The 23651-nt window shown below is 59.5% G+C and carries 23 protein-coding genes; 17 read left to right on the top strand and 6 right to left on the bottom strand.

Annotated features, from left to right (window positions below; translation table 11 throughout):
* The first annotated feature begins 19 nt into the window (after window positions 1-19).
* The 4 genes from FPT12_RS20150 to purT all read left to right on the top strand — a co-directional run bounded on the left by FPT12_RS20150 (window position 20) and on the right by purT (window position 2578).
* Window positions 20-544 carry a gamma carbonic anhydrase family protein gene (locus FPT12_RS20150; protein WP_145019066.1) on the top strand — a complete coding sequence of 175 codons (525 nt, stop codon included), beginning with the start codon at window positions 20-22 and terminating at the stop codon, window positions 542-544.
* Entirely contained in the window at window positions 541-756 is a 216-nt protein-coding gene (locus FPT12_RS20145; protein WP_145019063.1) for a DUF1289 domain-containing protein, read from the top strand. The genes FPT12_RS20150 and FPT12_RS20145 overlap by 4 nt, the downstream gene beginning before the upstream one ends.
* Before the next feature lie 73 nt (window positions 757-829).
* Window positions 830-1297 carry a VUT family protein gene (locus FPT12_RS20140; protein WP_145019060.1) on the top strand — a complete coding sequence of 156 codons (468 nt, stop codon included), beginning with the start codon at window positions 830-832 and terminating at the stop codon, window positions 1295-1297.
* Window positions 1298-1396: 99 nt separating this feature from the next.
* Window positions 1397-2578, top strand: coding sequence for a formate-dependent phosphoribosylglycinamide formyltransferase (purT, locus tag FPT12_RS20135; protein ID WP_095146460.1), 1182 nt, complete (start codon window positions 1397-1399; stop codon window positions 2576-2578).
* A 40-nt stretch (window positions 2579-2618) separates the two neighbouring features.
* Here purT and FPT12_RS20130 read toward each other — a convergent pair whose 3' ends face one another.
* From FPT12_RS20130 to FPT12_RS20120, 3 genes are all read right to left on the bottom strand, one after another.
* Complete coding sequence (locus FPT12_RS20130; RefSeq protein ID WP_145019057.1) at window positions 2619-3935, bottom strand: MFS transporter; 1317 nt, start codon at window positions 3933-3935, stop codon at window positions 2619-2621.
* A gap of 71 nt (window positions 3936-4006) precedes the next feature.
* Window positions 4007-5272 carry a transporter associated domain-containing protein gene (locus FPT12_RS20125; protein WP_145019053.1) on the bottom strand — a complete coding sequence of 422 codons (1266 nt, stop codon included), beginning with the start codon at window positions 5270-5272 and terminating at the stop codon, window positions 4007-4009.
* A gap of 12 nt (window positions 5273-5284) precedes the next feature.
* Window positions 5285-6097 carry an inner membrane protein YpjD gene (locus FPT12_RS20120; RefSeq protein WP_145019050.1) on the bottom strand — a complete coding sequence of 271 codons (813 nt, stop codon included), beginning with the start codon at window positions 6095-6097 and terminating at the stop codon, window positions 5285-5287.
* A 208-nt stretch (window positions 6098-6305) separates the two neighbouring features.
* Here FPT12_RS20120 and ffh point away from each other — a divergent pair, with 208 nt between their 5' ends.
* From ffh to FPT12_RS20070, 10 genes are all read left to right on the top strand, one after another.
* Window positions 6306-7682, top strand: a complete 1377-nt coding sequence (gene ffh / locus FPT12_RS20115) for a signal recognition particle protein (RefSeq protein WP_019692014.1) — start codon at window positions 6306-6308, stop codon at window positions 7680-7682.
* Between the two features lie 249 nt (window positions 7683-7931).
* The gene (rpsP, locus tag FPT12_RS20110) at window positions 7932-8183 is read left to right on the top strand and encodes a 30S ribosomal protein S16 (protein ID WP_145019047.1); all 252 of its coding nucleotides are present in this window, start codon (window positions 7932-7934) and stop codon (window positions 8181-8183) included.
* Between the two features lie 5 nt (window positions 8184-8188).
* Window positions 8189-8728, top strand: coding sequence for a ribosome maturation factor RimM (gene rimM / locus FPT12_RS20105; protein WP_145019044.1), 540 nt, complete (start codon window positions 8189-8191; stop codon window positions 8726-8728).
* Between the two features lie 2 nt (window positions 8729-8730).
* Window positions 8731-9483: a tRNA (guanosine(37)-N1)-methyltransferase TrmD gene (gene trmD / locus FPT12_RS20100; protein ID WP_019692017.1), complete on the top strand. Its 753-nt coding sequence runs from the start codon at window positions 8731-8733 to the stop codon at window positions 9481-9483.
* Window positions 9484-9528: 45 nt separating this feature from the next.
* Window positions 9529-9879 carry a 50S ribosomal protein L19 gene (gene rplS / locus FPT12_RS20095; protein ID WP_003175895.1) on the top strand — a complete coding sequence of 117 codons (351 nt, stop codon included), beginning with the start codon at window positions 9529-9531 and terminating at the stop codon, window positions 9877-9879.
* A 157-nt stretch (window positions 9880-10036) separates the two neighbouring features.
* On the top strand, window positions 10037-10933 hold the full coding sequence (xerD, locus tag FPT12_RS20090) for a site-specific tyrosine recombinase XerD (protein ID WP_145019039.1): 897 nt from the start codon (window positions 10037-10039) through the stop codon (window positions 10931-10933).
* A gap of 205 nt (window positions 10934-11138) precedes the next feature.
* Window positions 11139-11870, top strand: a complete 732-nt coding sequence (locus FPT12_RS20085) for a DsbC family protein (RefSeq protein WP_054593848.1) — start codon at window positions 11139-11141, stop codon at window positions 11868-11870.
* 136 nt (window positions 11871-12006) lie between these two features.
* A complete protein-coding gene (locus FPT12_RS20080; protein WP_145019036.1) occupies window positions 12007-13311 on the top strand; it encodes a homoserine dehydrogenase in 1305 nt (434 codons plus the stop codon).
* A 66-nt stretch (window positions 13312-13377) separates the two neighbouring features.
* The gene (gene thrC / locus FPT12_RS20075; protein WP_145019033.1) at window positions 13378-14787 is read left to right on the top strand and encodes a threonine synthase; all 1410 of its coding nucleotides are present in this window, start codon (window positions 13378-13380) and stop codon (window positions 14785-14787) included.
* A 255-nt stretch (window positions 14788-15042) separates the two neighbouring features.
* Window positions 15043-15330 carry a DUF3509 domain-containing protein gene (locus FPT12_RS20070; protein WP_145019030.1) on the top strand — a complete coding sequence of 96 codons (288 nt, stop codon included), beginning with the start codon at window positions 15043-15045 and terminating at the stop codon, window positions 15328-15330.
* 167 nt (window positions 15331-15497) lie between these two features.
* Here FPT12_RS20070 and FPT12_RS20065 read toward each other — a convergent pair whose 3' ends face one another.
* Window positions 15498-16451 carry a TIGR02285 family protein gene (locus FPT12_RS20065; protein ID WP_145019027.1) on the bottom strand — a complete coding sequence of 318 codons (954 nt, stop codon included), beginning with the start codon at window positions 16449-16451 and terminating at the stop codon, window positions 15498-15500.
* Entirely contained in the window at window positions 16405-17604 is a 1200-nt protein-coding gene (locus tag FPT12_RS20060; RefSeq protein ID WP_145019024.1) for a CaiB/BaiF CoA-transferase family protein, read from the bottom strand. The genes FPT12_RS20065 and FPT12_RS20060 overlap by 47 nt, the downstream gene beginning before the upstream one ends.
* A 148-nt stretch (window positions 17605-17752) precedes the next feature.
* Here FPT12_RS20060 and FPT12_RS20055 point away from each other — a divergent pair, with 148 nt between their 5' ends.
* The 3 genes from FPT12_RS20055 (at window position 17753) to FPT12_RS20045 (ending at window position 21427) form a co-directional block, all read left to right on the top strand.
* A complete protein-coding gene (locus FPT12_RS20055; protein WP_145019021.1) occupies window positions 17753-18295 on the top strand; it encodes a YaeQ family protein in 543 nt (180 codons plus the stop codon).
* A 66-nt stretch (window positions 18296-18361) separates the two neighbouring features.
* Window positions 18362-20071, top strand: a complete 1710-nt coding sequence (gene recJ, locus FPT12_RS20050) for a single-stranded-DNA-specific exonuclease RecJ (protein WP_145019018.1) — start codon at window positions 18362-18364, stop codon at window positions 20069-20071.
* A gap of 249 nt (window positions 20072-20320) precedes the next feature.
* On the top strand, window positions 20321-21427 hold the full coding sequence (locus FPT12_RS20045; protein WP_145019015.1) for an NADH:flavin oxidoreductase/NADH oxidase: 1107 nt from the start codon (window positions 20321-20323) through the stop codon (window positions 21425-21427).
* A 53-nt stretch (window positions 21428-21480) separates the two neighbouring features.
* Here FPT12_RS20045 and FPT12_RS20040 read toward each other — a convergent pair whose 3' ends face one another.
* Entirely contained in the window at window positions 21481-23115 is a 1635-nt protein-coding gene (locus tag FPT12_RS20040) for a glucan biosynthesis protein D (protein ID WP_145019012.1), read from the bottom strand.
* Window positions 23116-23651: the final 536 nt, after the last annotated feature.

The following is a 23651-nucleotide window of genomic DNA, read 5'->3' as shown; positions in this document are numbered from 1 at the left end:
TGGCCTTGAGGACAACAAGATGAAATACCGCCTGGGCGGCGCCCGCGTCGAAACCCACCCGCAGAGCTGGGTCGCACCTAACGCCGTGCTGGTGGGCAAGGTCAAGCTGGAAGAGGGCGCCAACGTCTGGTTCAACGCGGTGTTGCGCGGTGACAACGAGCTGATCCTGATCGGCAAGAACAGTAATGTGCAGGACGGCACGGTGATGCACACCGACATGGGCTACCCGCTGACCATCGGCACCGGCGTGACCATCGGTCATAACGCCATGTTGCACGGCTGCACGGTGGGCGATTACAGCCTGATCGGCATCAACGCGGTGATCCTTAACGGCGCGAAAATCGGCAAGAACTGCATCATCGGCGCCAATTCGCTGATCGGTGAAGGCAAGGAAATCCCTGACGGTTCGCTGGTCATGGGTTCGCCGGGCAAAGTGGTGCGTGAACTGACCGAACCACAGAAGAAAATGCTCGAAGCCAGCGCCGCCCACTATGTGCATAACTCGCAGCGCTATGCCCGCGATCTGGTTGAGCAGGAAGAATGAACGACAACGAAAGACCCGTTCGCTCACCGTGCGTGAATATTTGCGCGCTGGATGAGGATGATATCTGCACCGGCTGCCAACGCACGGTGGAGGAGATCACCCGCTGGAGCCGCATGGACAACGACGAACGCCGCAAGGTGCTGGGGTTGTGCCATGAAAGGGCCAAATCCAGTGGGCTTCTCTGGATGTTGGGTAAAGCTCCGAACTCGTAGCAGCATTTGGGTTTGGCGGCTTTGTATGGCTGAAGTACCCTGTGCATAAAATTGACAGGTATCCCCGCGCGCCATGTTCTTCCTGATCGCTTACATCAGCAGCGTCGTGCTGATCAATTACGCCTTTTCCACTGCCCCGCACCTGGACATCATCTGGTCAGCCTGGAGTGGTTTGGTGTTCGTGCTGCGCGACATGGTGCAAACCCGTTTCGGTCACGGCGCGCTGGCCGCGATGCTGGCGGCGCTGGTGTTGTCCTACCTCACCTCCGATCCGTCCATCGCCCTGGCCAGCGCCATTGCCTTCGCGGTTTCGGAGTGTATTGACTGGCTGGTATTCAGCATTACCAAGCGTCCGTTGCACGACCGTCTGTGGATAAGTTCGGTGCTGAGTATTCCGCTGGATACCTTCATCTTCTTCGGCATGATCGATGCTCTGACGCCGGGCGTGATCCTTACCGCCCTGGGCTCGAAATTCGCCGGTGTGACCATTGTCTGGCTGGCCATGGCCTGGCGTTTGCGCAAGAACGCGCTGGCAAGCTGAGCCAAACCTTCAGGTTCATGTAAAATGCCGCGCTTTCTCCCTGAGGGAAGTGCGCCTGGCGTAGCGACCCTCGATGATCCGCTCCTTTGAGGACCTGAGATGACCCGTATCGGAACTCCATTGTCGCCAACCGCGACCCGCGTTTTGCTGTGTGGCTGTGGTGAGTTGGGCAAGGAAGTGGTGATCGAGCTGCAACGCCTGGGCGTTGAAGTGATTGCCGTGGATCGTTACGCCAACGCGCCGGCGATGCAAGTGGCGCATCGCAGCCACGTGATCAACATGCTTGACGGCGCGGCCCTGCGTGCCGTGATCGAAGCCGAGAAGCCGCACTTCATCGTGCCGGAAATCGAAGCCATCGCCACCGCCACGCTGGTTGAACTGGAAGCCGAAGGCTTCACCGTGATCCCGACCGCTCGCGCCGCGCAGCTGACCATGAATCGTGAAGGCATCCGTCGTCTGGCCGCTGAAGAGCTGGACCTGCCGACCTCGCCGTACCACTTCGCCGATACCTTCGAAGACTACCGCAAGGCGGTCGACGACCTGGGCTTCCCGTGCGTGGTCAAGCCGGTCATGAGCTCCTCGGGCAAAGGCCAGAGCCTGCTGCGTAGCGTCGATGACGTGCAGAAAGCCTGGGATTACGCGCAGGAAGGTGGTCGTGCCGGTAAAGGCCGGGTGATCATCGAAGGCTTCATCGACTTCGACTACGAAATCACCTTGCTCACCGTTCGTCACGTTGGCGGCACCACGTTCTGTGCGCCAGTCGGTCATCGTCAGGAGAAGGGTGACTACCAGGAATCCTGGCAGCCACAAGCCATGAGTCCGATTGCGCTGGCGGAATCCGAGCGCGTGGCCAAAGCCGTGACCGAAGCTCTGGGTGGCCGTGGTCTGTTCGGCGTTGAGCTGTTCATCAAGGGTGATCAGGTGTGGTTCAGCGAAGTCTCGCCGCGCCCGCACGACACCGGTCTGGTGACCCTGATTTCTCAGGACCTGTCGCAGTTCGCCTTGCATGCGCGGGCGATTCTCGGCTTGCCGATCCCGTTGATCCGTCAGTTCGGCCCATCGGCGTCGGCAGTAATTCTGGTGGAAGGGCAGTCGACCCAGACCGCTTTCGCCAACCTGGGTGCTGCACTGGCCGAGCCGGATACGGCACTGCGCCTGTTTGGCAAGCCGGAAGTCAACGGTCAGCGCCGCATGGGCGTTGCCCTGGCTCGTGACGAGTCGATCGAGGCCGCCCGCGCCAAAGCGACCCGCGCCTCGCAAGCAGTCGTTGTAGAGCTGTAAGGTTCGATGATCGTTCCCACGCGGGAGCGTGGGAACGATCTTATGAGACCTGATTCAGGTCGTTATGCCGCGTCTCTTTCAGGCACAGCACCGCGATCAAGCTGATCACCGCTGCTGCTGACACATACCCGCCGACCCAACTCAAGCCGCCCATCGCCACCAGTTTCTGCGCGAAGAATGGTGCAGCCGAAGCGCCAACAATGCCGCCCAGGTTGTAAGCCGCCGACGCGCCGGTATAACGCACGCGGGTGGGGAACAGCTCTGGCAGCAGCGCGCCCATCGGGGCGAACGTCACGCCCATCAAGAACAGCTCGATGCACAGGAACAGCGCCACGCCCCAGGTCGTACCGTGGGTCAGCAGCGGTTCCATGGTGAAGCCCGAGAGAATCGCCAGCACACTACCGATGATCAGCACCGGTTTGCGCCCGAAACGGTCACTGGCCCAGGCCGACAACGGGGTGGCTGCGGCCATGAACAGCACGGCGAAGCACAGCAGGCCGAGGAAGGTTTCGCGGCTGTAACCCAGGGTCGAAACACCGTAACTCAGGGAAAACACCGTCGAGATGTAAAACAGCGCGTAGCAGACCACCATCGCCGCCGCACCCAATAGCATCGGCGCCCAGTATTGGCTGAATAGCTCGACCAGCGGAATCTTCACCCGTTCCTGACGTGCCATCGCGTTGGCGAAGACCGGCGTTTCATGCAGTTTCAGCCGCACGTACAGGCCGACCATCACCAGCACGGCGCTGAGCAGGAACGGAATCCGCCAGCCCCAGGCGCGAAACTGCTCGTCGTTCAGGGTCATCGCCAGGGTCAGGAACAGCCCGTTCGCCGCGAGAAAACCGATAGAAGGGCCGAGTTGCGGGAACATGCCGAACCAGGCGCGTTTGCCCTTTGGTGCGTTTTCGGTGGCGAGCAATGCTGCACCGCCCCATTCACCGCCCAGTCCAAGGCCTTGGCCGAAGCGCAACACGCAAAGCAGGATCGGTGCCCAGGCGCCAATGCTTTCGTAACCCGGCAGCACGCCGATCAGCGTGGTGCACACGCCCATCAGCAACAAGGATGCGACCAGGGTCGATTTGCGCCCGATACGGTCGCCGAAGTGACCGAACAGCGCCGAGCCCAAGGGGCGGGCCAGGAACGCGATACCGAAGGTCAGGAAGGCCGAGAGCATCTGGGCGGTGCCGGAGGTCTGCGGAAAGAACACCGGGCCGATCACCAGCGCGGCGGCGGTGGCGTAGACGTAGAAGTCGTAGAACTCGATGGCGGTGCCAATGAAACTGGCCGTCGCGACCCGCGTGGTGGAGTTCGTCGGTTGGGCAGGCACAGCGTCGCTGTAAGTGGTGCTGGTCGTCATGCGGTAATCCCTGACAGTCATGTGCTCCGGTGGAGCGAATTATTATGGTCGAACACCCAGGGATGTGGGTTTTACAGCGGTTTTGCCATCGAGCGCAGGCTTGTGGCCTCGCCAGCGGCTACGTGCCAGATCAATACCCGGCTGACGCGGTTGTCTTCGGTTTCGAGGATTTCCAGGCGATAACGCCCGATTTTCAGGCACACCGCGCTGTCGGGAATGGTTTCCAGCGCTTCGGTAACTAGCCCGTTGAGGGTTTTCGGGCCGTCGCTCGGCAGGTGCCAGCCAAGACTCTTGTTCAGCTCACGAATCGAGGCCGCGCCCTCGATCACCAACCGGCCGTCGGCCTGCGGGTGAATATGCGGGTTGTCGAGGCTGTGCTGGCTTTCGAATTCGCCGACGATTTCTTCGAGAATGTCTTCCAGGGTGACGATGCCTTCTACTTCACCGTATTCGTCGACCACCATGCCCAGGCGGCGCTGCTGTTTGTGGAAGTTCAGCAGCTGCAGTTGCAGCGGGGTGCTTTCCGGGACGAAGTAAGGTTCGTGGCACGCCGCCAGCAAGGCTTCTTTGGTCAGGCTGGCGTCGGGCAGCAAATGGCGGATCTGCCGGGTATTGAGCACCGCTTCGACCTGATTGATATCACTGTGAAACACCGGCAGGCGCGTGCGTTTGTTAGCGCGCAGCTGTTCGATGATTTCCTCGATCGAGTCGTCCAGATTGATCCCGTCGACTTCGCTGCGCGGCACCAGAATGTCGTTGACGGTAATGTTGTCCAGCGCATGAATGCCCGACAGCGCGTGTGGGCGGCAGGCCGGGTGTTCGTGGTCGGTGCCGTCGCTCTGCGGGGCCGGTGGTTCGTCTTCGCTTTGCTGGACGACCTTGACCTTGCGTGCGAACGGCTTGAGCAGCAATTGGCTGATGCCGCCGAGCAGCCAGGCGGCCGGGTAAATTATTTTCAGCGGCACGCCGAGCAGGGTGTTGCCCAGCGCCAGAATGGCGTCCGGATAACGGCTGGCGAGGGTGCGTGGCAGATAATCGGCAAATACCAGTAGCACAGCAGTGGCGCTGAGGCAGGCCAGCCATGGGCCTTTTTCAGCCCAGCCGAAAATCGCCAGCAGCGTGCTGATGACCACCACCAGCGCGCGGCACAGGGTATTGCAGAAGATCAGGCTGTTGAGCGGGAAGCCGAGTTTCGCCACCGGCTTGTCGCCGGAGCGCGAGGCGGTGCGCTGGGTCAACAGGTGTTGCTGTGCGGCTTCGATGGCAGTGAACAGCCCTGACCACAAGATCAGCAGGGCCAGCACGGCGAGCAACGGCCCTATGGGCAGGTTATCCATAACGAGTGCCCGTCAGATGTGCAGGATGAATTCGCGGACCAGCTTGCTGCCGAAATAGGCCAGCATCAGCAGGCAGAAACCGGCGAGGGTCCAGCGAATGGCCTTGTGGCCGCGCCAGCCAAGACGATTGCGGCCCCACAGCAACACGCTGAACACGATCCAGGCCAGGCATGCCAGCAGGGTTTTGTGTACCAGATGCTGGGCGAACAGGTTTTCGACGAACAGCCACCCAGAGATCAGCGACAGCGACAGCAGGGTCCAGCCGGCCCAGAGGAAACCGAATAGCAGGCTTTCCATGGTTTGCAGCGGCGGGAAGTTCTTGATCAGCCCGGACGGGTGCTTGTGCTTGAGCTGGTGGTCCTGGACCAACAGCAGCAAGGCCTGGAACACCGCGATGGTGAACATGCCGTAGGCGAGGATCGACAGCAGGATATGCGCAAGAATCCCCGGTTCTTCGTCGATCACCTGCACCGTGCCCGAAGGCGCGAACTGCGCCAGCAGCACCGTGGTCATCCCCAGCGGGAACAACAACACCAGCAGGTTTTCCACCGGGATCCGTGAGCAGGCCAGCAGCGTCAGCGCGATAACGGCCGCGGCGATCAGGCTGGCGGCACTGAAAAAGTCCAGGCCCAGGCCAGTCGGCGTCATCAGGTGGGTGAGGAGGCTTACGCTGTGGGCCAGCAGGGCAAGGATGCCGAGCGAGACCAGCAGGCGTTTGTTCGCCTTGGCGCCTTGGGCCAGACGAGTGCCTTGATAGAGAGTCGCAGCGGCGTATAAGCAGGCGGCGGCGAGGGTACTGAGCAAACTGGGTGACAAAGGGAGCATAAATCCTGTTAGGCAAGCCCGAAAGAGGCTGAGTTTGGCATACAACCGACATGACACGAAAGACCACTCAACCAGACGGCGGGTGTGCGCCAGACGCAGTCTTCGCTATAATCCGCGTCCTGCCCACGCCGCAGGCTCGCCGAGCACATGTTTTTCACGGTCTGGGCCGCCATTACCTCGGTCTCCATAGGGCCTGAAAGGATCGCGCATGTTTGAAAACTTAACCGACCGTCTCTCGCAGACGCTGCGCCATGTCACCGGCAAGGCCAAGCTGACCGAGGACAATATCAAAGACACGCTGCGCGAAGTGCGCATGGCGTTGCTCGAAGCCGACGTCGCCTTGCCGGTGGTCAAAGACTTTGTCAATTCGGTCAAGGAGCGCGCTGTCGGCACCGAGGTGTCGCGCAGCCTGACGCCGGGCCAGGCCTTCGTGAAGATCGTCCAGGCCGAACTCGAAAGCCTGATGGGCGCGGCCAACGAAGATTTGAACCTGAGTGCCGTGCCGCCTGCCGTCATTTTGATGGCCGGTCTGCAAGGTGCCGGTAAAACCACCACCGCTGGCAAACTGGCGCGCTTCCTTAAAGAGCGCAAGAAGAAGTCGGTCATGGTGGTGTCGGCGGACGTTTACCGCCCGGCCGCGATCAAGCAGCTGGAAACCCTGGCCAACGACATCGGCGTGACGTTCTTCCCGTCCGACCTGAGCCAGAAGCCGGTCGACATCGCTGAAGCGGCTATTAAAGAAGCCAGACTGAAATTCATCGACGTGGTCATCGTCGATACCGCCGGTCGCCTGCACATCGACGAAGAGATGATGGGCGAGATCAAGGCCCTGCACGCGGCGATCAAACCGGTCGAAACGCTGTTCGTGGTCGACGCCATGACCGGCCAGGACGCCGCCATCACGGCCAAGGCCTTTGGCGACGCGCTGCCGCTGACCGGTGTGATCCTGACCAAGGTCGACGGTGACGCCCGTGGCGGTGCCGCGCTGTCGGTGCGTGCGATCACTGGCAAGCCGATCAAGTTCATCGGTATGGGCGAGAAGACCGAAGCCCTCGAACCGTTCCATCCTGAGCGTATTGCGTCGCGTATCCTTGGCATGGGCGACGTGCTCAGCCTGATCGAGCAGGCCGAGGCGACGCTCGACAAAGACAAGGCCGACAAACTGGCCAAAAAGCTGAAGAAGGGCAAGGGCTTCGACCTCGAAGACTTCCGCGATCAGCTGCAACAGATGAAGAACATGGGCGGCCTCGGCGGGCTCATGGACAAACTGCCAAACATCGGCGGGGTGAATCTGGCGCAAATGGGCAATGCCCAGGGTGCGGCAGAGAAGCAGTTCAAGCAGATGGAAGCCATCATCAATTCCATGACCCCGGCCGAGCGCCGCGACCCTGAGCTGATCAGCGGTTCGCGCAAGCGTCGGATCGCCATGGGTTCTGGCACTCAGGTGCAGGACATCGGTCGCTTGATCAAGCAACACAAGCAGATGCAGAAGATGATGAAGAAGTTCTCCGCCAAAGGCGGAATGGCCAAAATGATGCGCGGCATGGGCGGTATGTTGCCCGGCGGCGGCATGCCGAAAATGTAAAGAACTCGCGTCGGCAGTCATGTCGGCGCGGCCCCACACGGACGTGGGACCCACAGCAAGCCCGCATTGGCGGGAGCTGACTCGCCGTTGTTCGCAACGGCTCTATAGCAAATCTGGATGGCACACTGACAGGTGCCGGAAAAAGACATTTGCAAAAGTCCGGATATTCCTTAGAATATGCGGCCTTTCGGGCACCTATGCCCGCTGTGCATTTAGATTTGCAGCACCGACTACAGGAACTATGTTCACATGCTAACAATCCGTCTTGCCCTTGGCGGCTCCAAAAAGCGCCCGTTTTACCACTTGAACGTGACCGACAGCCGCAACCCACGCGACGGTTCGCACAAAGAACAAGTTGGTTTCTTCAACCCGATCGCTCGTGGTCAAGAAGTCCGCCTGTCCGTGAACCAAGAGCGCGTAGCCTACTGGCTGAGCGTTGGTGCACAACCTTCTGAGCGTGTTGCTCAGTTGCTGAAGGACGCTGCTAAGGCTGCGGCCTGAGCAATATGAACGCGACGCCGGCAAATGCTGATGATTTGATCGTTATCGGCAAGATTTATTCTATTCATGGCGTTCGCGGCGAAGTGAAGGTCTTTTCCTTTACTGATCCGATTGGAAACCTGTTGGACTACAAAACCTGGACGCTAAAGCGCGAAGGCGATGTACGGCAGGTAGAGCTGGTCAGCGGCCGCGTACAAGGCGGCAAGTTTCTGGTCACAAAGCTCAAAGGTCTCGATGACCGTGAAGAAGCTCGTCTTCTGGCCGGTTTTGAAATCTGCGTGCCGCGTAACCTGTTTCCTGATCTGACCGACGGCGAGTACTACTGGTACCAGCTGGAAGGTCTGAAGGTTATCGACCACCTCGGGCAATTGCTCGGGAAGATCGATCACCTGCTGGAGACCGGCTCGAACGATGTCATGGTGGTCAAGCCTTGCGCTGGCAGCCTGGATGATCGCGAACGCCTGTTGCCCTATACGGAGCAATGCGTGTTGGCCGTCGACCTGGCAGCAGGCGAGATGAAGGTGGATTGGGACGCGGACTTCTAAACGTGGCTAACTTGCGCGTCGAAGTGATCAGTTTGTTTCCCGAGATGTTTTCCGCCATCAGCGACTACGGCATCACCAGTCGTGCGGTGAAACAGGGGCTCTTGCAGCTGACCTGTTGGAATCCGCGAGACTACACAACGGATCGACATCACACTGTGGATGATCGCCCATTTGGCGGTGGTCCGGGCATGGTGATGAAGATCAAGCCCCTGGAAGATGCTCTGGTTCAGGCCAAGGCAGCAGCCGGGGAGGCGGCGAAGGTAATTTATCTGTCGCCCCAAGGCCGTCAACTGACTCAGTCGGCGGTACGCGAGTTGGCGAATGAGGAAGCATTAATCCTGATTGCCGGCCGCTATGAAGGCATTGACGAGCGTTTTATTGACGCTCATGTCGATGAAGAGTGGTCGATTGGCGACTATGTACTGTCTGGCGGCGAGCTGCCGGCGATGGTCCTGATCGATGCGGTTACACGACTGCTGCCTGGAGCTTTAGGGCATGCGGACTCCGCCGAGGAAGATTCCTTTACGGATGGTCTGCTGGATTGCCCGCACTACACCCGACCTGAGGTGTATGCGGATCAGCGTGTTCCCGACGTGTTGCTGAGTGGCAATCACGCGCATATCCGGCGTTGGCGTTTACAGCAGTCCCTTGGTAGGACCTTTGAACGACGCGCCGATCTTCTGGAAAGCCGCTCGCTTTCTGGAGAAGAGAAGAAGCTGCTCGAGGAATACATCCGCGAGCGGGACGATAGTTAACAACGTATCGATGGTAGATCCGACGATTTACCTTAGGAGCACAGCATGACTAACAAAATCATCCTTGCACTCGAAGCAGAGCAGATGACCAAAGAGATCCCTACCTTTGCCCCGGGCGACACCATTGTCGTTCAGGTGAAAGTGAAGGAAGGCGACCGTTCGCGTCTGCAAGCGTTCGAAGGCGTAGTAATCGCCAAGCGTAACCGTGGTGTGAACAGTGCTTTCACTGTTCGTAAAATCTCCAACGGTGTTGGCGTAGAGCGTACTTTCCAGACCTACAGCCCGCAAATCGACAGCATGGCTGTTAAACGTCGCGGTGACGTACGTAAAGCCAAGCTGTACTACCTGCGTGACCTGTCGGGTAAAGCAGCTCGCATCAAGGAAAAACTGGCTTAAGTCCAGCTTCCGATGCAGAAAAAAGCAGCCTACGGGCTGCTTTTTTGTTGCCCGTCATTTATTCCTCTCCCTGTAAAGTGCCATGGTTTCGCGAGCGGCCATGCTATGAAAGACTGTTCGCCACCTTCCCGTTGTTGCCTGTCTTGCTTGAGCCTTTATGCCTGCCATCGACCATCCATTGATAGACCAGTTTCTTGACGCCCTGTGGTTGGAGAAAGGCCTGTCCGATAACACCCGTGACGCCTATCGCAGCGACCTGACCCTGTTCAACGGCTGGTTGCTGGAGAAGGGCCTGGAGCTGGTCAACGCCGGACGCGAGCTGATCCTCGATCATCTGGCCTGGCGCCTCGAACAAAACTACAAACCCCGCTCGACTGCGCGGTTTCTCTCGGGGGTGCGTGGGTTCTATCGCTATTTACTGCGTGAAAAGCTGATTGCCGTCGACCCGACGTTGCGTGTCGACATGCCGCAACTCGGCAGGCCATTGCCCAAGTCGTTGTCGGAAGCGGACGTGGAAGCCTTGCTCGCCGCGCCGGATCTGAGTGAAGCGATCGGCCAGCGCGATCGCGCCATGCTGGAAGTGCTGTATGCCTGCGGTTTGCGGGTCACCGAACTGATCAGCCTGACGCTGGAACAGATCAACCTGCGCCAGGGCGTGCTGCGGGTCATGGGCAAGGGCAGCAAGGAACGGCTGGTGCCGATGGGCGAAGAGGCGATTGTCTGGGTCGAGCGCTACCTGCGCGATGCGCGCAGCGAGTTGCTCGGCGGGCGGCCCAGCGATGTGCTGTTTCCGAGCCTGCGTGGCGAGCAGATGACCCGTCAGACCTTCTGGCATCGCATCAAGCACCAGGCCAAAGTCGCCGGGATCGGCAAGTCCCTGTCGCCGCACACCTTGCGCCACGCCTTCGCCACCCATCTGCTCAACCACGGCGCCGATTTGCGGGTGGTGCAAATGCTGCTTGGCCATAGCGACCTGTCGACCACACAAATCTACACCCACGTCGCCCGCGCCCGTTTGCAGGACCTGCACGCCAAACACCATCCGCGCGGCTGAATATATCCCCTGTAGCAGCCTGCGTTCGGCAGCTGCTACAAGAGCGGTTCTGCGCTGATTGGCAAATGTCAGTCTTGCGTCAGGCGCATTCGGCCACGCGGGCCTTATGTGGTAGGCTTTGCGGGTTTGCACGATGGGCGGTTATGACCCGGTGTTTCAGTACCGGCGTTCTAGCCGATCCATTTGCCCGCCTTCAGGAGTTCTCATGCGTCTGACCCAGATTTTCGCCGCCGCAGCCATTGCGTTGGTCAGCACCTTTGCCATCGCCGATGATGCGGCTGATAAAGCCATTCGTAAAAGTCTGGAAACCCTCCAGCTCGACACCCCGATCGAGTCCATCAGTGCCAGCCCGCTGGCCGGTCTCTACGAAGTCAAACTCAAGGGCAGCCGTGTGCTGTACGCGAGCGCCGACGGCCAGTACATCGTTCAGGGCTATGTGTTCCAGCTCAAGGACGGCAAACCGGTCAACCTGACCGAGAAGGCCGAGCGTCTGGGGATCTCCAAACTGATCAACGGCATTCCGGTTGCTGAAACCGTGGTTTACCCGGCGATTGGCGAAACCAAGACCCACATCACCGTATTCACCGACACCACCTGCCCGTACTGCCACAAATTGCACGCTGAAGTGCCTGCATTGAACAAAATGGGCATCGAAGTGCGTTATGTTGCTTTCCCACGCCAGGGCCTCGGCTCGCCGGGTGACGAGCAACTGCAAGCGGTCTGGTGTTCTGCTGACAAAAAAGCGGCGATGGACAAAATGGTCGACGGCAAGGAAATCAAGGCTGCCAAGTGCGCCAACCCGGTTTCCAAGCAGTTCGCCCTGGGCCAGTCGATCGGCGTGAACGGTACACCGGCTATCGTTTTGGCCGATGGCCAAGTGATTCCGGGCTACCAGCCAGCACCACAAGTCGCCAAACTGGCACTAAGTGCGAAATAATCCTGCGTCGTCACGGTAAGCCTTTGACGATCATGGAGCGGCGACAGCAGTCGGCGTTCCATTAATAGAGAGCCGCACGCTGTGCGGCTGTTTTCCACGGCCGACCTTGAGTCGGCCGTTTTATGGGGAGTTCACAGTGAAACCGGTCAAAGTAGGCATCTGTGGGTTAGGGACCGTCGGTGGCGGTACCTTCAACGTACTTCAGCGCAACGCCGAGGAAATTGCTCGTCGTGCCGGGCGTGGAATCGAAGTGGCACAAATTGCCATGCGCACGCCAAAGCCTCAGTTCCAGACGACCGGTATTGCGATTACCAACGATGTCTTCGAAGTGGCCACGAACCCTGAGATCGACATCGTTATAGAGCTGATGGGCGGCTACACCGTTGCCCGCGAGCTGGTACTCAAAGCCATCGAGAATGGCAAGCATGTGGTCACCGCGAACAAGGCACTGATTGCCGTTCACGGTAATGAAATTTTCGCCAAGGCCCGCGAGAAAGGCGTGATCGTCGCGTTCGAAGCCGCGGTAGCCGGTGGCATTCCGGTGATCAAGGCGATCCGTGAAGGCCTGTCGGCCAACCGCATCAACTGGGTCGCCGGGATCATCAACGGCACTGGTAACTTCATCCTCACCGAAATGCGTGAGAAGGGCCGGACCTTTGAAGACGTGCTCGCCGAGGCGCAAGCGCTGGGTTACGCCGAAGCCGATCCAACCTTCGACGTTGAAGGCATCGACGCGGCGCACAAGCTGACGATCCTGGCATCGATCGCTTTCGGTATCCCGCTGCAATTCGACAAGGCCTATACCGAAGGCATCACCAAGCTGACCACCGCTGACGTGAATTACGCCGAAGCGCTGGGCTATCGCATCAAGCACCTGGGCGTGGCGCGTAGCACCGCTGCCGGCATCGAACTGCGTGTGCACCCGACGCTGATCCCGGCCGATCGCCTGATTGCCAACGTCAACGGCGTGATGAACGCAGTGATGGTCAATGGTGATGCTGCCGGTTCGACGCTGTTCTACGGTGCGGGCGCCGGTATGGAACCGACCGCTTCGTCGGTCATCGCCGACCTGGTGGATGTGGTTCGCGCCATGACCTGCGACCCGGAAAACCGCGTACCACACCTGGCCTTCCAGCCGGATTCGCTGTCGGCCCACCCGATCCTGCCGATCGAAGCCTGTGAAAGCGCCTACTACCTGCGCATCCAGGCCAAGGATCATCCGGGCGTGCTGGCTCAGGTCGCGAGCATTCTGTCGGAGCGCGGTATCAACATCGAATCGATCATGCAAAAGGAAGTCGAAGAACACGACGGCCTGGTGCCGATGATCCTGCTGACCCACAGTGTGCTGGAGCAGCACATGAACGATGCGATCGCCGCCCTCGAAGCCCTGGCGGACGTGGTCGGTCCGGTGGTGCGGATCCGCGTCGAGCACCTGAACTAAGTCGTTATTGTTCACCGGGCTCGTGCGCGAGCCCGGGTTTGCGAACTCTGAATAGTGGAGCCAGTCATGCGTTATATCAGTACCCGCGGCCAGGCACCGGCCCTGAATTTCGAAGACGTCCTGCTGGCCGGTCTGGCCACTGACGGCGGTCTGTACGTCCCCGAAAACCTGCCACGTTTCACCCAGGAAGAAATCGCTTCCTGGGCCGGCCTGCCGTACCACGAGCTGGCTTTCCGGGTGATGCGCCCGTTTGTCACCGGCAGCATCCCGGATGCCGACTTCAAGAAAATCCTCGAAGAAACTTACGGCGTGTTCTCCCACAACGCCGTGGCGCCGTTGCGTCAGTTGAACGGCAACGAGTGGGTGCTGGAGCTGTTCCACGGCCCGACCCTGGCGTTCAAGGACTTCGCCCTGCAATTGCTCGGTCGCCTGCTCGACTACGTGCTGGAGAAACGCGGTGAGCGCGTGGTCATCGTTGGCGCCACCTCGGGCGATACCGGTTCGGCCGCCATCGAAGGCTGCAAGCACTGCGAAAACGTCGACATCTTCATCCTGCACCCACACAACCGCGTGTCGGAAGTGCAGCGTCGCCAGATGACCACCATCTTCGGCGAGAACATCCACAACATCGCCATCGAAGGCAACTTCGATGACTGCCAGGAAATGGTCAAGGCCAGCTTCGCCGACCAGAGCTTCCTCAAAGGCACGCGTCTGGTAGCGGTGAACTCGATCAACTGGGCGCGGATCATGGCCCAGATCGTCTACTACTTCCACGCAGCCCTGCAGTTGGGCGGCCCGGTGCGCTCGGTGTCGTTCTCGGTGCCAACCGGCAACTTCGGCGACATCTTCGCCGGCTACCTGGCACGCAACATGGGATTGCCGATCAACCAGTTGATCGTCGCCACCAACCGCAACGACATCCTGCACCGCTTCATGAGCGGCAATCAGTACGTCAAGGAAACCCTGCACGCCACACTGTCGCCGTCGATGGACATCATGGTCTCGTCGAACTTCGAGCGACTGCTGTTCGACCTGCACGGTCGTAACGGTGCCGCGATTGCCGGCCTGATGGACACCTTCAAGCACGGTGGCGGTTTCAGCGTAGAGCAAGAGCGCTGGACCGAAGCGCGCAAACTCTTCGACTCGCTGGCCGTGGATGACGCGCAAACCTGCGAGACGATCGCTGAAGTCTTCGCTCAAACCGGTGAACTGCTCGATCCGCACACTGCCATCGGCGTCAAGGCTGCGCGTGAGTGCCGTCGTAGCCTGGATATTCCGATGGTGATTCTGGGAACGGCCCATCCGGTCAAATTCCCTGAAGCCGTCGAAAAAGCCGGTGTAGGAAAAGCGCTTGAACTGCCTGCCCATCTTTCTGATTTGTTCGAGCGAGATGAGCGCTGCACCGTTTTGCCAAATGACCTGAAAGCTGTGCAGGCTTTTGTCAGCCAGCATGGCAACCGCGGCAAGCCACTCTGACAGGGTTTCCTGTCGCATGTTGAAGCCCGTCTCCTGACGGGCTTCTTCGTTTCTGCATGGCGCACTTGTCGTGGTTCCGCTCCTCCAGCACCCGTTTAACCTGCTGTTTTTTTCTTGTCATCTTTCCCATGCATGCTCTGACGACTCAGGGTAAAGCGACATACCGTCAGTCGAGTGCAGAACTTTCTTCTCGGGCCATTGGTCATTTACCACGCCCTTGGCACTTTGTTTTCGGACTATTGAATGGTGATCGAGATGGAAAGTATCAGCCTATTGCTGGGTGAGGCATTGAGCCCGTATCAGGTAACACTGACCCCGTCGGGTGCCCATGGCGAATGCCTGGTGACATTGAAGAGTGTCACTGGCGCCATCGTGGTCGAACGGGAGTTCAATCAGACGCAGTTCACGGACAAACGACTGCTGACGGACGTTGTCGACGGTTTGCATCGCGATGTGCTGATTGCTGAGGGACGGCTGGAACCCAGCGTGATTGCGGCACTGCGCAATGTTGCGCAAGACAAACGTCTGGTTGGCAGAAGCTGATTTGTCTTTTGCGGGAACCTTCCTGCAATCAGGTTAGTCAGACCCTGTATCAACAAGAGCAGGCATTGTGCTCCGGTGCTTGTCGCTTGTTGGGCGGGTCTTTGTAGGCCACGTTTAACCCCGAGTCGTCTCCCCACTTCTCGGGGTTTCTTTTGCCTGGCGTTTGGTCAGGGTGTTTCATTCTGGAAAAACCGCTTGGCGTCTTCCAGATACTCGCTGCGCATTTTCGGGTCGAACCACTGGGCGTAAAACTCGACCAGCCTGATCTGCCCCGGTCCGCGTAATATTTTGTTGATGTGAGTGATGGCCTGGCGGCCCTGCTCGGTATCCGAGCAAGCAATGTGAATCGACTGGTACTTTTCCGTGCCGCGAATCGGGAAAAACTCCAGTTCGTCGGGCGAGATTCCTTGCTGTTGCGCCTGATAACGAATTTCCGACCAGTACCCCAGCAGGGCGGTCAAACGACCCAGGCGCTGCATTTGCAGCAGACTGCCAAGAGCATCGTTACCGTAATGGGTTGCCAGGCTGTTGCTCGGTGCCTGTTGCAGCAGGCGGTCGACGACCTGGCCGTAACTGCGTTCGGCGACCACTCCCAGTTTTTTGTCCTGATGCGCCAGCAACCGCTCCAGATCGACACTGTCGCCAATGATGAAGGGTGCAAGCGCTTTGCGGTCCGCATGGCGTATCACAATGCCGTTGCCAGGGACTCGATAGGCCGCGATGGAATAGACAATCCGTTTCGCCCGTTCCGCGCTCCACAGCAGCGAAGGATCGCAGGTGAAGCTGGGTTCCAGGAGCATTTGCATGCCGCGTGCGCGGTTGACCCGAAATGTCGTGTGTTGGTACTCGGGCATGCTGGCGATCAACGCCGGTAAAAACTGGTCGATCACGCCCTGGTTTTTTTGCGGCCCGTCGAAAATCGTCAGCGGCGGTAAATCGCGCAGTAACCAGATCAGCGTGTCCTTGGCTTGAGCGGTCGAGGGGATTGCCAGCAGGCACGATAGCGTTGTGCCGAAACCCAGCACACGCAGGTACTGCACCGCGCATCTGCGAATGGCTGACAACCCTTGCAGTTTAGATAGCCCCATCTGCACGCAGTTGCGCGATCTGTTCCACGTCATAGCCAAGCTCGCTCAACACCTGCACGTTATGTTCACCGAGCTGCGCGCCAACCCATTCGCAAGCGCCCGGTGTTTCCGAGAGTTTCGGCACGATGCCCGGCATCTTGAAGTCTTTTCCATCGGGCAGCTTGGCTTGCAGGAACATTTCCCGTGCGAGAAATTGCGGGTCGCTGAACATGTCTTCGGCGCTGAAGATCCGGCTGGCCGGTACTTCAGCCAGGTTCAACTGCTCTATCACCGCATCCAGCGACAACGAACTGACCCAGCGATCAATGACCCCATAAAGTTCATCACGACGGCTGTCACGGCCATCGTTGCTGGCAAGCTGAGGATCGTTGGCCAGGTCGTCGCGGCCGATGGTCTGCATGAAGCGCTTGAAGATCGCATCGCCGTTGGCGCCGATCTGCACGTGTTTGCCGTCGGCGCTGGTGTGGATGGAGGAGGGCGTAATGCCGGGCATGATGTTGCCGGTGCGTTCGCGGATAAACCCGAACACATCGAATTCCGGGACCATGCTTTCCATCATGGCAAAGATCGCTTCGTACAACGCCACGTCTACCACTTGGCCCTGACCGCCGTTGACCTCCCGGTGACGCAGGGCCATCAGCGCGCCGATCACACCCCAGAGCGCGGCAATCGAGTCACCGATGGAGATCCCCGTGCGCACCGGCGGTCGATCCTCGAAACCGGTGATGTAACGCAAACCGCCCATGGACTCGCCCACCGCGCCGAAGCCCGGTTGATCTTTCATCGGCCCCGTTTGTCCAAAACCCGACAGACGGACCATCACCAGTTTCGGGTTCAGCGCATGCAGCACGTCCCAGCCCAGACCAAGTTTCTCCAGCACGCCGGGGCGGAAGTTTTCGATGAGGATGTCGGCTTCGCTAAGCAGTTGTTTGAGAATCGCCAGGCCGTCGGGGTGCTTGAGGTTCAGCGTCAGGGACTTCTTGTTGCGCGCTTGGACGAACCACCACAGCGAGGTGCCCTCGTAGAGTTTGCGCCACTTGCGCAATGGGTCACCGCCATCGGGAGATTCGATCTTGATCACTTCGGCGCCGAACTCGGCACAAATACGTGAGGCGAAAGGCCCGGCGATCAAGGTGCCGAGTTCGATGACTTTCAGGCCGGCAAGGGGTTTGGCGGTGAGCGGCATGGGCAATCCTGTAGGACAAAGACTGAATCAATAGAGCGTTTTAGCATAGCCCGAGCCTCATCGCCCACGCTTGATAGCCGTCATGATTCGTTGATTGACCCGGCATCGGTTAGACTTGCCGCCTTTTCTCGTATCAAGAAGCCCGTTCATGGCCCAGCCGTCCACGACCTACAAGTTTGAACTGAACCTTACCGACCTCGATCGCAGCGTATACGAGAGCGTCAAGCAGACCATCGCCCGTCATCCTTCGGAAACCGAAGAGCGCATGACCGTGCGGCTGTTGGCCTACGCCTTCTGGTACAACGAGCAGTTGTCCTTTGGTCGCGGCCTGTCGGACGTGGACGAACCCGCCCTGTGGGAAAAGAGCCTGGATGACCGCGTCCTGCACTGGATCGAAGTCGGCCAGCCAGACGCCGACCGTCTGACCTGGTGCTCGCGTCGTACCGAGCGCACCAGCCTGTTGGCCTACGGCAGCTTGCGCGTCTGGGAAGGCAAAGTGGTCCCTGCGGTAAAAAACCTGAAAAACGTCAACATCGCAGCGGTTCCTCAGGAAGTCCTGGAAACCCTGGCCAAGGACATGCCCCGCGTTATCAAGTGGGACGTGATGATCAGCGAAGGGACAATCTTCGTCACCGACGACCGTGGTCAACACGAAGTCCAGTTGCAATGGTTGGCCGGCGAGCGCGGCTGATTTTTTGCCGCAGGATCGCATCACCCGGTTTTATCCTACGTATTCAAGAGAAGCACCTGTCACCCCATGCGCATCGAACCTCGCCTATTGCCCGACACCCTGCCATTCCTCGGCGACATTCCACCCCTGCTGACCCGTTTATACGCGGCGCGGGGCGTGCAGTCGGAGGCGGAACTGGACAAGAGCCTGGCGCGCTTGATCCCGTATCAACAGCTCAAGGGCATCGAGGCGGCGGTGGACTTGCTGGTGGTGGCGCTGGAGCAGCGTCAGCGGATTCTGATCGTTGGCGACTTCGATGCCGATGGCGCCACTGCGAGCACCGTCGGTCTGTTGGGACTGCGTCTGCTGGGCGCGGCCCACGTCGATTATCTGGTGCCCAACCGCTTCGAGTACGGCTACGGCCTGACCCCGGAAATCGTCGCGGTGGCGCTGGAGCGCCAGCCGCAGTTGCTGATCACCGTGGACAACGGCATTTCCAGCGTCGAGGGCGTGACGGCGGCGAAAAAGGCCGGGCTCAAGGTTTTGGTTACCGATCACCACTTACCGGGTGACGAACTGCCGTTGGCCGATGCCATCGTCAATCCGAATCAGCCAGGGTGTGAGTTTCCGAGCAAGGCGCTGGCCGGTGTCGGGGTGATTTTCTATGTGCTGATGGCGTTGCGCGCACGCTTGCGTAGCTTGGGTTGGTACGAGAGCAAGCCGCAGCCCAATATAGGTGAATTGCTTGATCTGGTGGCGCTGGGCAGCGTCGCCGACGTGGTGCCACTGGATGCCAACAACCGGATTCTGGTGCATCAGGGGCTGGAGCGGATTCGCGCCGGCCGGGCTCGGCCGGGCATCAAGGCGATTCTCGAAGTGGCCAAGCGCGATCACTCGCGCATCACCTCCACCGACCTGGGGTTCATCCTCGGCCCGCGCCTGAATGCGGCGGGGCGCCTGGACGACATGAGCCTGGGTATCGAATGCCTGCTCACCGAAGACGTGGCGATGGCCCGTGAAATGGCGGCGCAACTGGACGGTATGAACCAGGACCGCAAATCCATCGAGCAGGGCATGCAGCGCGAAGCGTTGGCCCAGCTCAAGGACTTGCCGCTGGAGTCGATGCCGTTTGGCTTGTGCCTGTTCGATCCCGAGTGGCACCAGGGCGTCATCGGGATCCTTGCTTCGCGTATGAAAGAGCGTTATTTCCGTCCGACTATCGCCTTTGCCGATGCAGGCGACGGCATGCTCAAGGGCTCGGGACGTTCAGTGCAGGGCTTTCATATTCGTGACGCCTTGAGTGTGGTGGCGGCGCAGCATCCGACGCTGATCAGCAAGTACGGTGGCCACGCCATGGCGGCGGGCCTGACGCTGCCGGAAGCGAACTTTCCGCTGTTCGCCGAGGCCTTCGATGCAGAAGTGCGTCGGCAATTGCGCGACGAAGACCTGACCGGGCGGTTGCTGTCGGACGGCACCCTGGCGGTCGAAGAGTTTCACCTGGAACTGGCCCGCGCCCTGCGCCATGCCGGTCCTTGGGGTCAACACTTCCCGGAGCCGCTGTTTCACGGGGTGTTCCAGTTGGTCGAGCAGCGCGTGGTCGGTGAGCGCCACCTCAAAGTGGTGCTCAAAAGCGAATGTGGCTCGGTGAAACTCGACGGTATTGCCTTTGGCATCGACCGCGACGTCTGGCCGAACCCGACCATTCGCTGGGTCGAGCTGGCCTACAAGCTCGACGTCAACGAATTTCGCGGCCAGGAAACCGTCCAGCTGATGATTGCCCACATCGAACCGCGCTGAAAGATCGCAGCCTGCGGCAGCTCCTACGGTGGATGGCGAAAACCGTGTAGTAGCTGCCGCAGGCTGCGATCTTTTCTTCAACCCCCCCTCATCCGCCGATGTCGACTAGGCTCTAATCACTGCTTGATTGGCCTTGTGACGTTTTGTCGTTTTTATTACCCGCGGGGGCGGGTGCCGCATCCTTTCCTGTCACTCGTCGACTTTTCAAACAGAACCCTGGAGCCTGCCCACTGATTTGAGAGGTGCCCCATGAGTCTGCTGCTTGAACCCTACACTATTCGTCAATTGACCCTGCTCAACCGCATCGCGGTGTCGCCGATGTGCCAATACTCCAGCGTCGATGGACTGGCCAATGACTGGCACCTGGTCCACCTCGGTAGCCGTGCCGTGGGTGGGGCCGGCCTGGTATTTACCGAAGCCACGGCAGTCACCGCCGAGGGAAGGATCACCGCTCAGGACCTGGGCCTGTGGAACGATGAACAGATCGAACCACTGCAACGCATCACCCGATTTATCACCGCTCAAGGCGCCGTTGCCGGTATTCAACTGGCCCATGCCGGACGCAAGGCCAGCACTCACCGGCCGTGGCTGGGCAAACACGGCAGTGTCAAAGCGGAGGATGGCGGCTGGACTCCGGTCGGCCCCTCGCCGATCGCCTTCGACCCTCAGCACACGCCCCCCACACCACTGACCGAGGTGCAGATCACCGAGGTGATTCAGGCGTTCGTCGAGTCGGCCAAGCGTGCGCTGACCGCAGGTTTCAAAGTGGTTGAAGTGCACGCGGCTCACGGCTACCTGCTGCATCAGTTTTTGTCACCGTTGAGCAATCAGCGCCGTGATCAGTATGGCGGGTCTTTCGAAAACCGCATTCGTCTGGTGCTGCAAGTGACCGAAGCAGTGCGCGCGGTATGGCCTGAGGAGCTGCCATTGTTCGTTCGCGTATCGGCCACCGATTGGGTCGAAGATGGCTGGAACCCGGATGAGACCGTGGAGTTGGCGCGGCGTTTGAAAGCGTTGGGGGTCGATCTGATCGACGTGTCATCCGGCGGTACTGCGGCGAATGCGGAGATCCCGACCGGGCCGGGTTATCAGACGCGGTTTGCCGAGCGTGTGCGCAAGGAGTCAGGGATTGCCACTGGCACCGTCGGATTGATTACCGAACCTGCGCAAGCCGAACACATTCTGCGCACCTGTCAGGCCGACATCATCCTGCTCGCTCGTGAGCTACTGCGTGACCCGTACTGGCCACTGCATGCCGACGATGACCTGGGGGGGCGCAAAGCTATCTGGCCGGCGCAGTATCAACGGGCAACAAGCCGCGATCAGCCGATCCATGAGTCGGATTTGCGGGACTGAGTGAAGAGGGGGTTTTGATCGTTCCCACGCGGGAGCGTGGGAACGTTTGTCCTTTAAGCTGCCGGCCAATCCGGGTACTTGCGCTGGTCCGGCGCTGGCGGGAAATACTGATACAGCCAGGTTTCGCTCAACGTCCGGTCATGGGTGCGGATGAACAAGCGCAGTTCAACCGGCGCCACGCTGTCGTCGGTCGGGAACCAGTCAAAGGTAATCCGATAGCCTTTGATGTCATCCAGCGCCAGCACGTTGAAATCCTTGACCTGACCGTTCGACGCCGTGACCACCGGTTCGATCCCGGTGCCTTCAGGCAAGCGATCCAGCCCACCGCCAGTAAAGTCGATCGCAAAACGCCGCGCCCAGACGTTCGGATAGTGCTCACCGGGTGCCCAGCCTTCGACGAAACCGCCCATGCCTGAACGCGTGGCATTGACCCGCGCCAACGGCGTGCCTACCGGCGGCAGGGCACTCCAGTAGAGCTTGTAGCCGTAGCTCAGCGAGTCGCCTGCGGCCACCGGTTTTTTCGGGGTCCAGAAGGCCACGATGTTATCCAGGGTTTCGCCTGTGGTCGGGATTTCCAACAGATCGACAGAGCCTTCGCCCCAGGCGGTGGTCGGCTCGACCCACAGGCTCGGACGCCTGCTGTACCAATCGACGGTGTCCTGATAGCTGTCGAATTCATGGTCGGTCTGCACCAGACCAAAACCTTTCGGGTCGGTGTCGGCGAAGGCGTTGAATTGCAGGGTCGCCGGGTTGTTCAGCGGACGGCAGATCCACTCGCCATTGCCACGCCACATGGCCAGCCGATCCGAATCGTGGATCTGCGGGTGAAGGGTGTCGCACATGCGCCGCTCGTGAGTGCCGCAGCTGAACATGCTGGTCATCGGCGCGATGCCGAGTTGCTCGATGGCCGTGCGCGCGTTGACGTGCGCGTCGATGGCCATCACCACCTGATTGGCCTGACAGTCAATGTCAAAGCGGTAGGCACCGGTGGCACTCGGTGAGTCGAGCAGGGCATAGACCACGAAACGGGTGCTGTCCTTGTCCGGGGTTTCAAACCAGAACTTGGTGAAGTCCGGAAACTCTTCACGTTTTTTGGCATAGGTATCGATCGCCAGGCCACGAGCCGACAAACCGTACTGGCCGGTGTTATCCACAGCACGGAAGTAGCTGGCGCCGAGGAACGACACCACGTCGTGTTTATCCAGCTCCGGGGCCTTGAACAGCTTGAACCCGGCAAAACCCAGGTCACCCTTGAGCTGCGCAGTATCAACGTTGGAGTTCTGGTAATTGAACAGCGAAGGGTGGAAATGCACTTCCCGCGCCTGACGGCTCTTGGGGTCGACGCTGTACATGCGTACCGGTTGCTTGAAGCCCATGCCGACGTGGAAGAACTGCACGTCGAGTTGCCCGTTCAGGTCATTCCACAGCGAATGTCTGGCGTCGTACTGAATCGCGTTGAACTGCTGCGGCGTCATGTTCGCCAGCGTCGGCGGCAACACCTGCTTGGTGTCGGCATAACCACTGCTGGCCAGTTGCTTGGCTTGTGCCTGCAACGCCTCGAAGTCGAAGGTCTGGGCCTCGCCATCGGCCGTCCCGGCCCAGGCCCGTGCGGCCAGCAATCCAGTGGCCGAAAGGCCGGTGTAGGCAGCGATGGCCATGGAGGCTTTGAGCAAATTCCTGCGGTGCATAGGACAACCTGTGGTGGACGATCCCGCGGCGTTCCTGGCTGCGTTTTGGATCAAAATGTGAGGTTCGGACAAGCCTTCGGCCAAACACGTCGGATTTTAAACAGATGCCCAATAAGATAAAGCGTTCGAAATAACTCGAAAATGATGAGTGTGCGCTTCATGGAAAATTCCCACAGGCCGTGCCAGGGCTGCGTGTTACTCGCAACGCCAGGCGTGCAACTGAATGAGCGGGTCCCCCGAGATATTCAGCTGTCATTCAAGCCGACATAGCGTTTCAAATAAGTGTTTTCATTTATTTGACTAATTACTCTAAAAACAGCTCGCAAACGTTTTTTTGTTCCTATTCTTAGGTTCATGACCGGTCTTTGCCCTTGAGGCCGGTGAACGTTCAGCCGGACTCACGCAAGTGCCAGAGATGGTTGAAGCAGGAGCAGGGCGATGAGGTATCTGAAGTTTCAGTTCACGTGCAGAGGGACATCGTCTGGACTTGCCCCTTCAAAACCGGACACCAACTCCCCGTTAAATTGATGCCACTG

It is taken from the genome of Pseudomonas sp. H3(2019), assembly GCF_007713465.1.
In the GTDB taxonomy this organism is placed as follows: Bacteria; Pseudomonadota; Gammaproteobacteria; order Pseudomonadales; family Pseudomonadaceae; genus Aquipseudomonas.
Note: the sequence above shows the minus strand (reverse complement) of the source record. Positions and strands in the feature narration are given on the sequence as shown.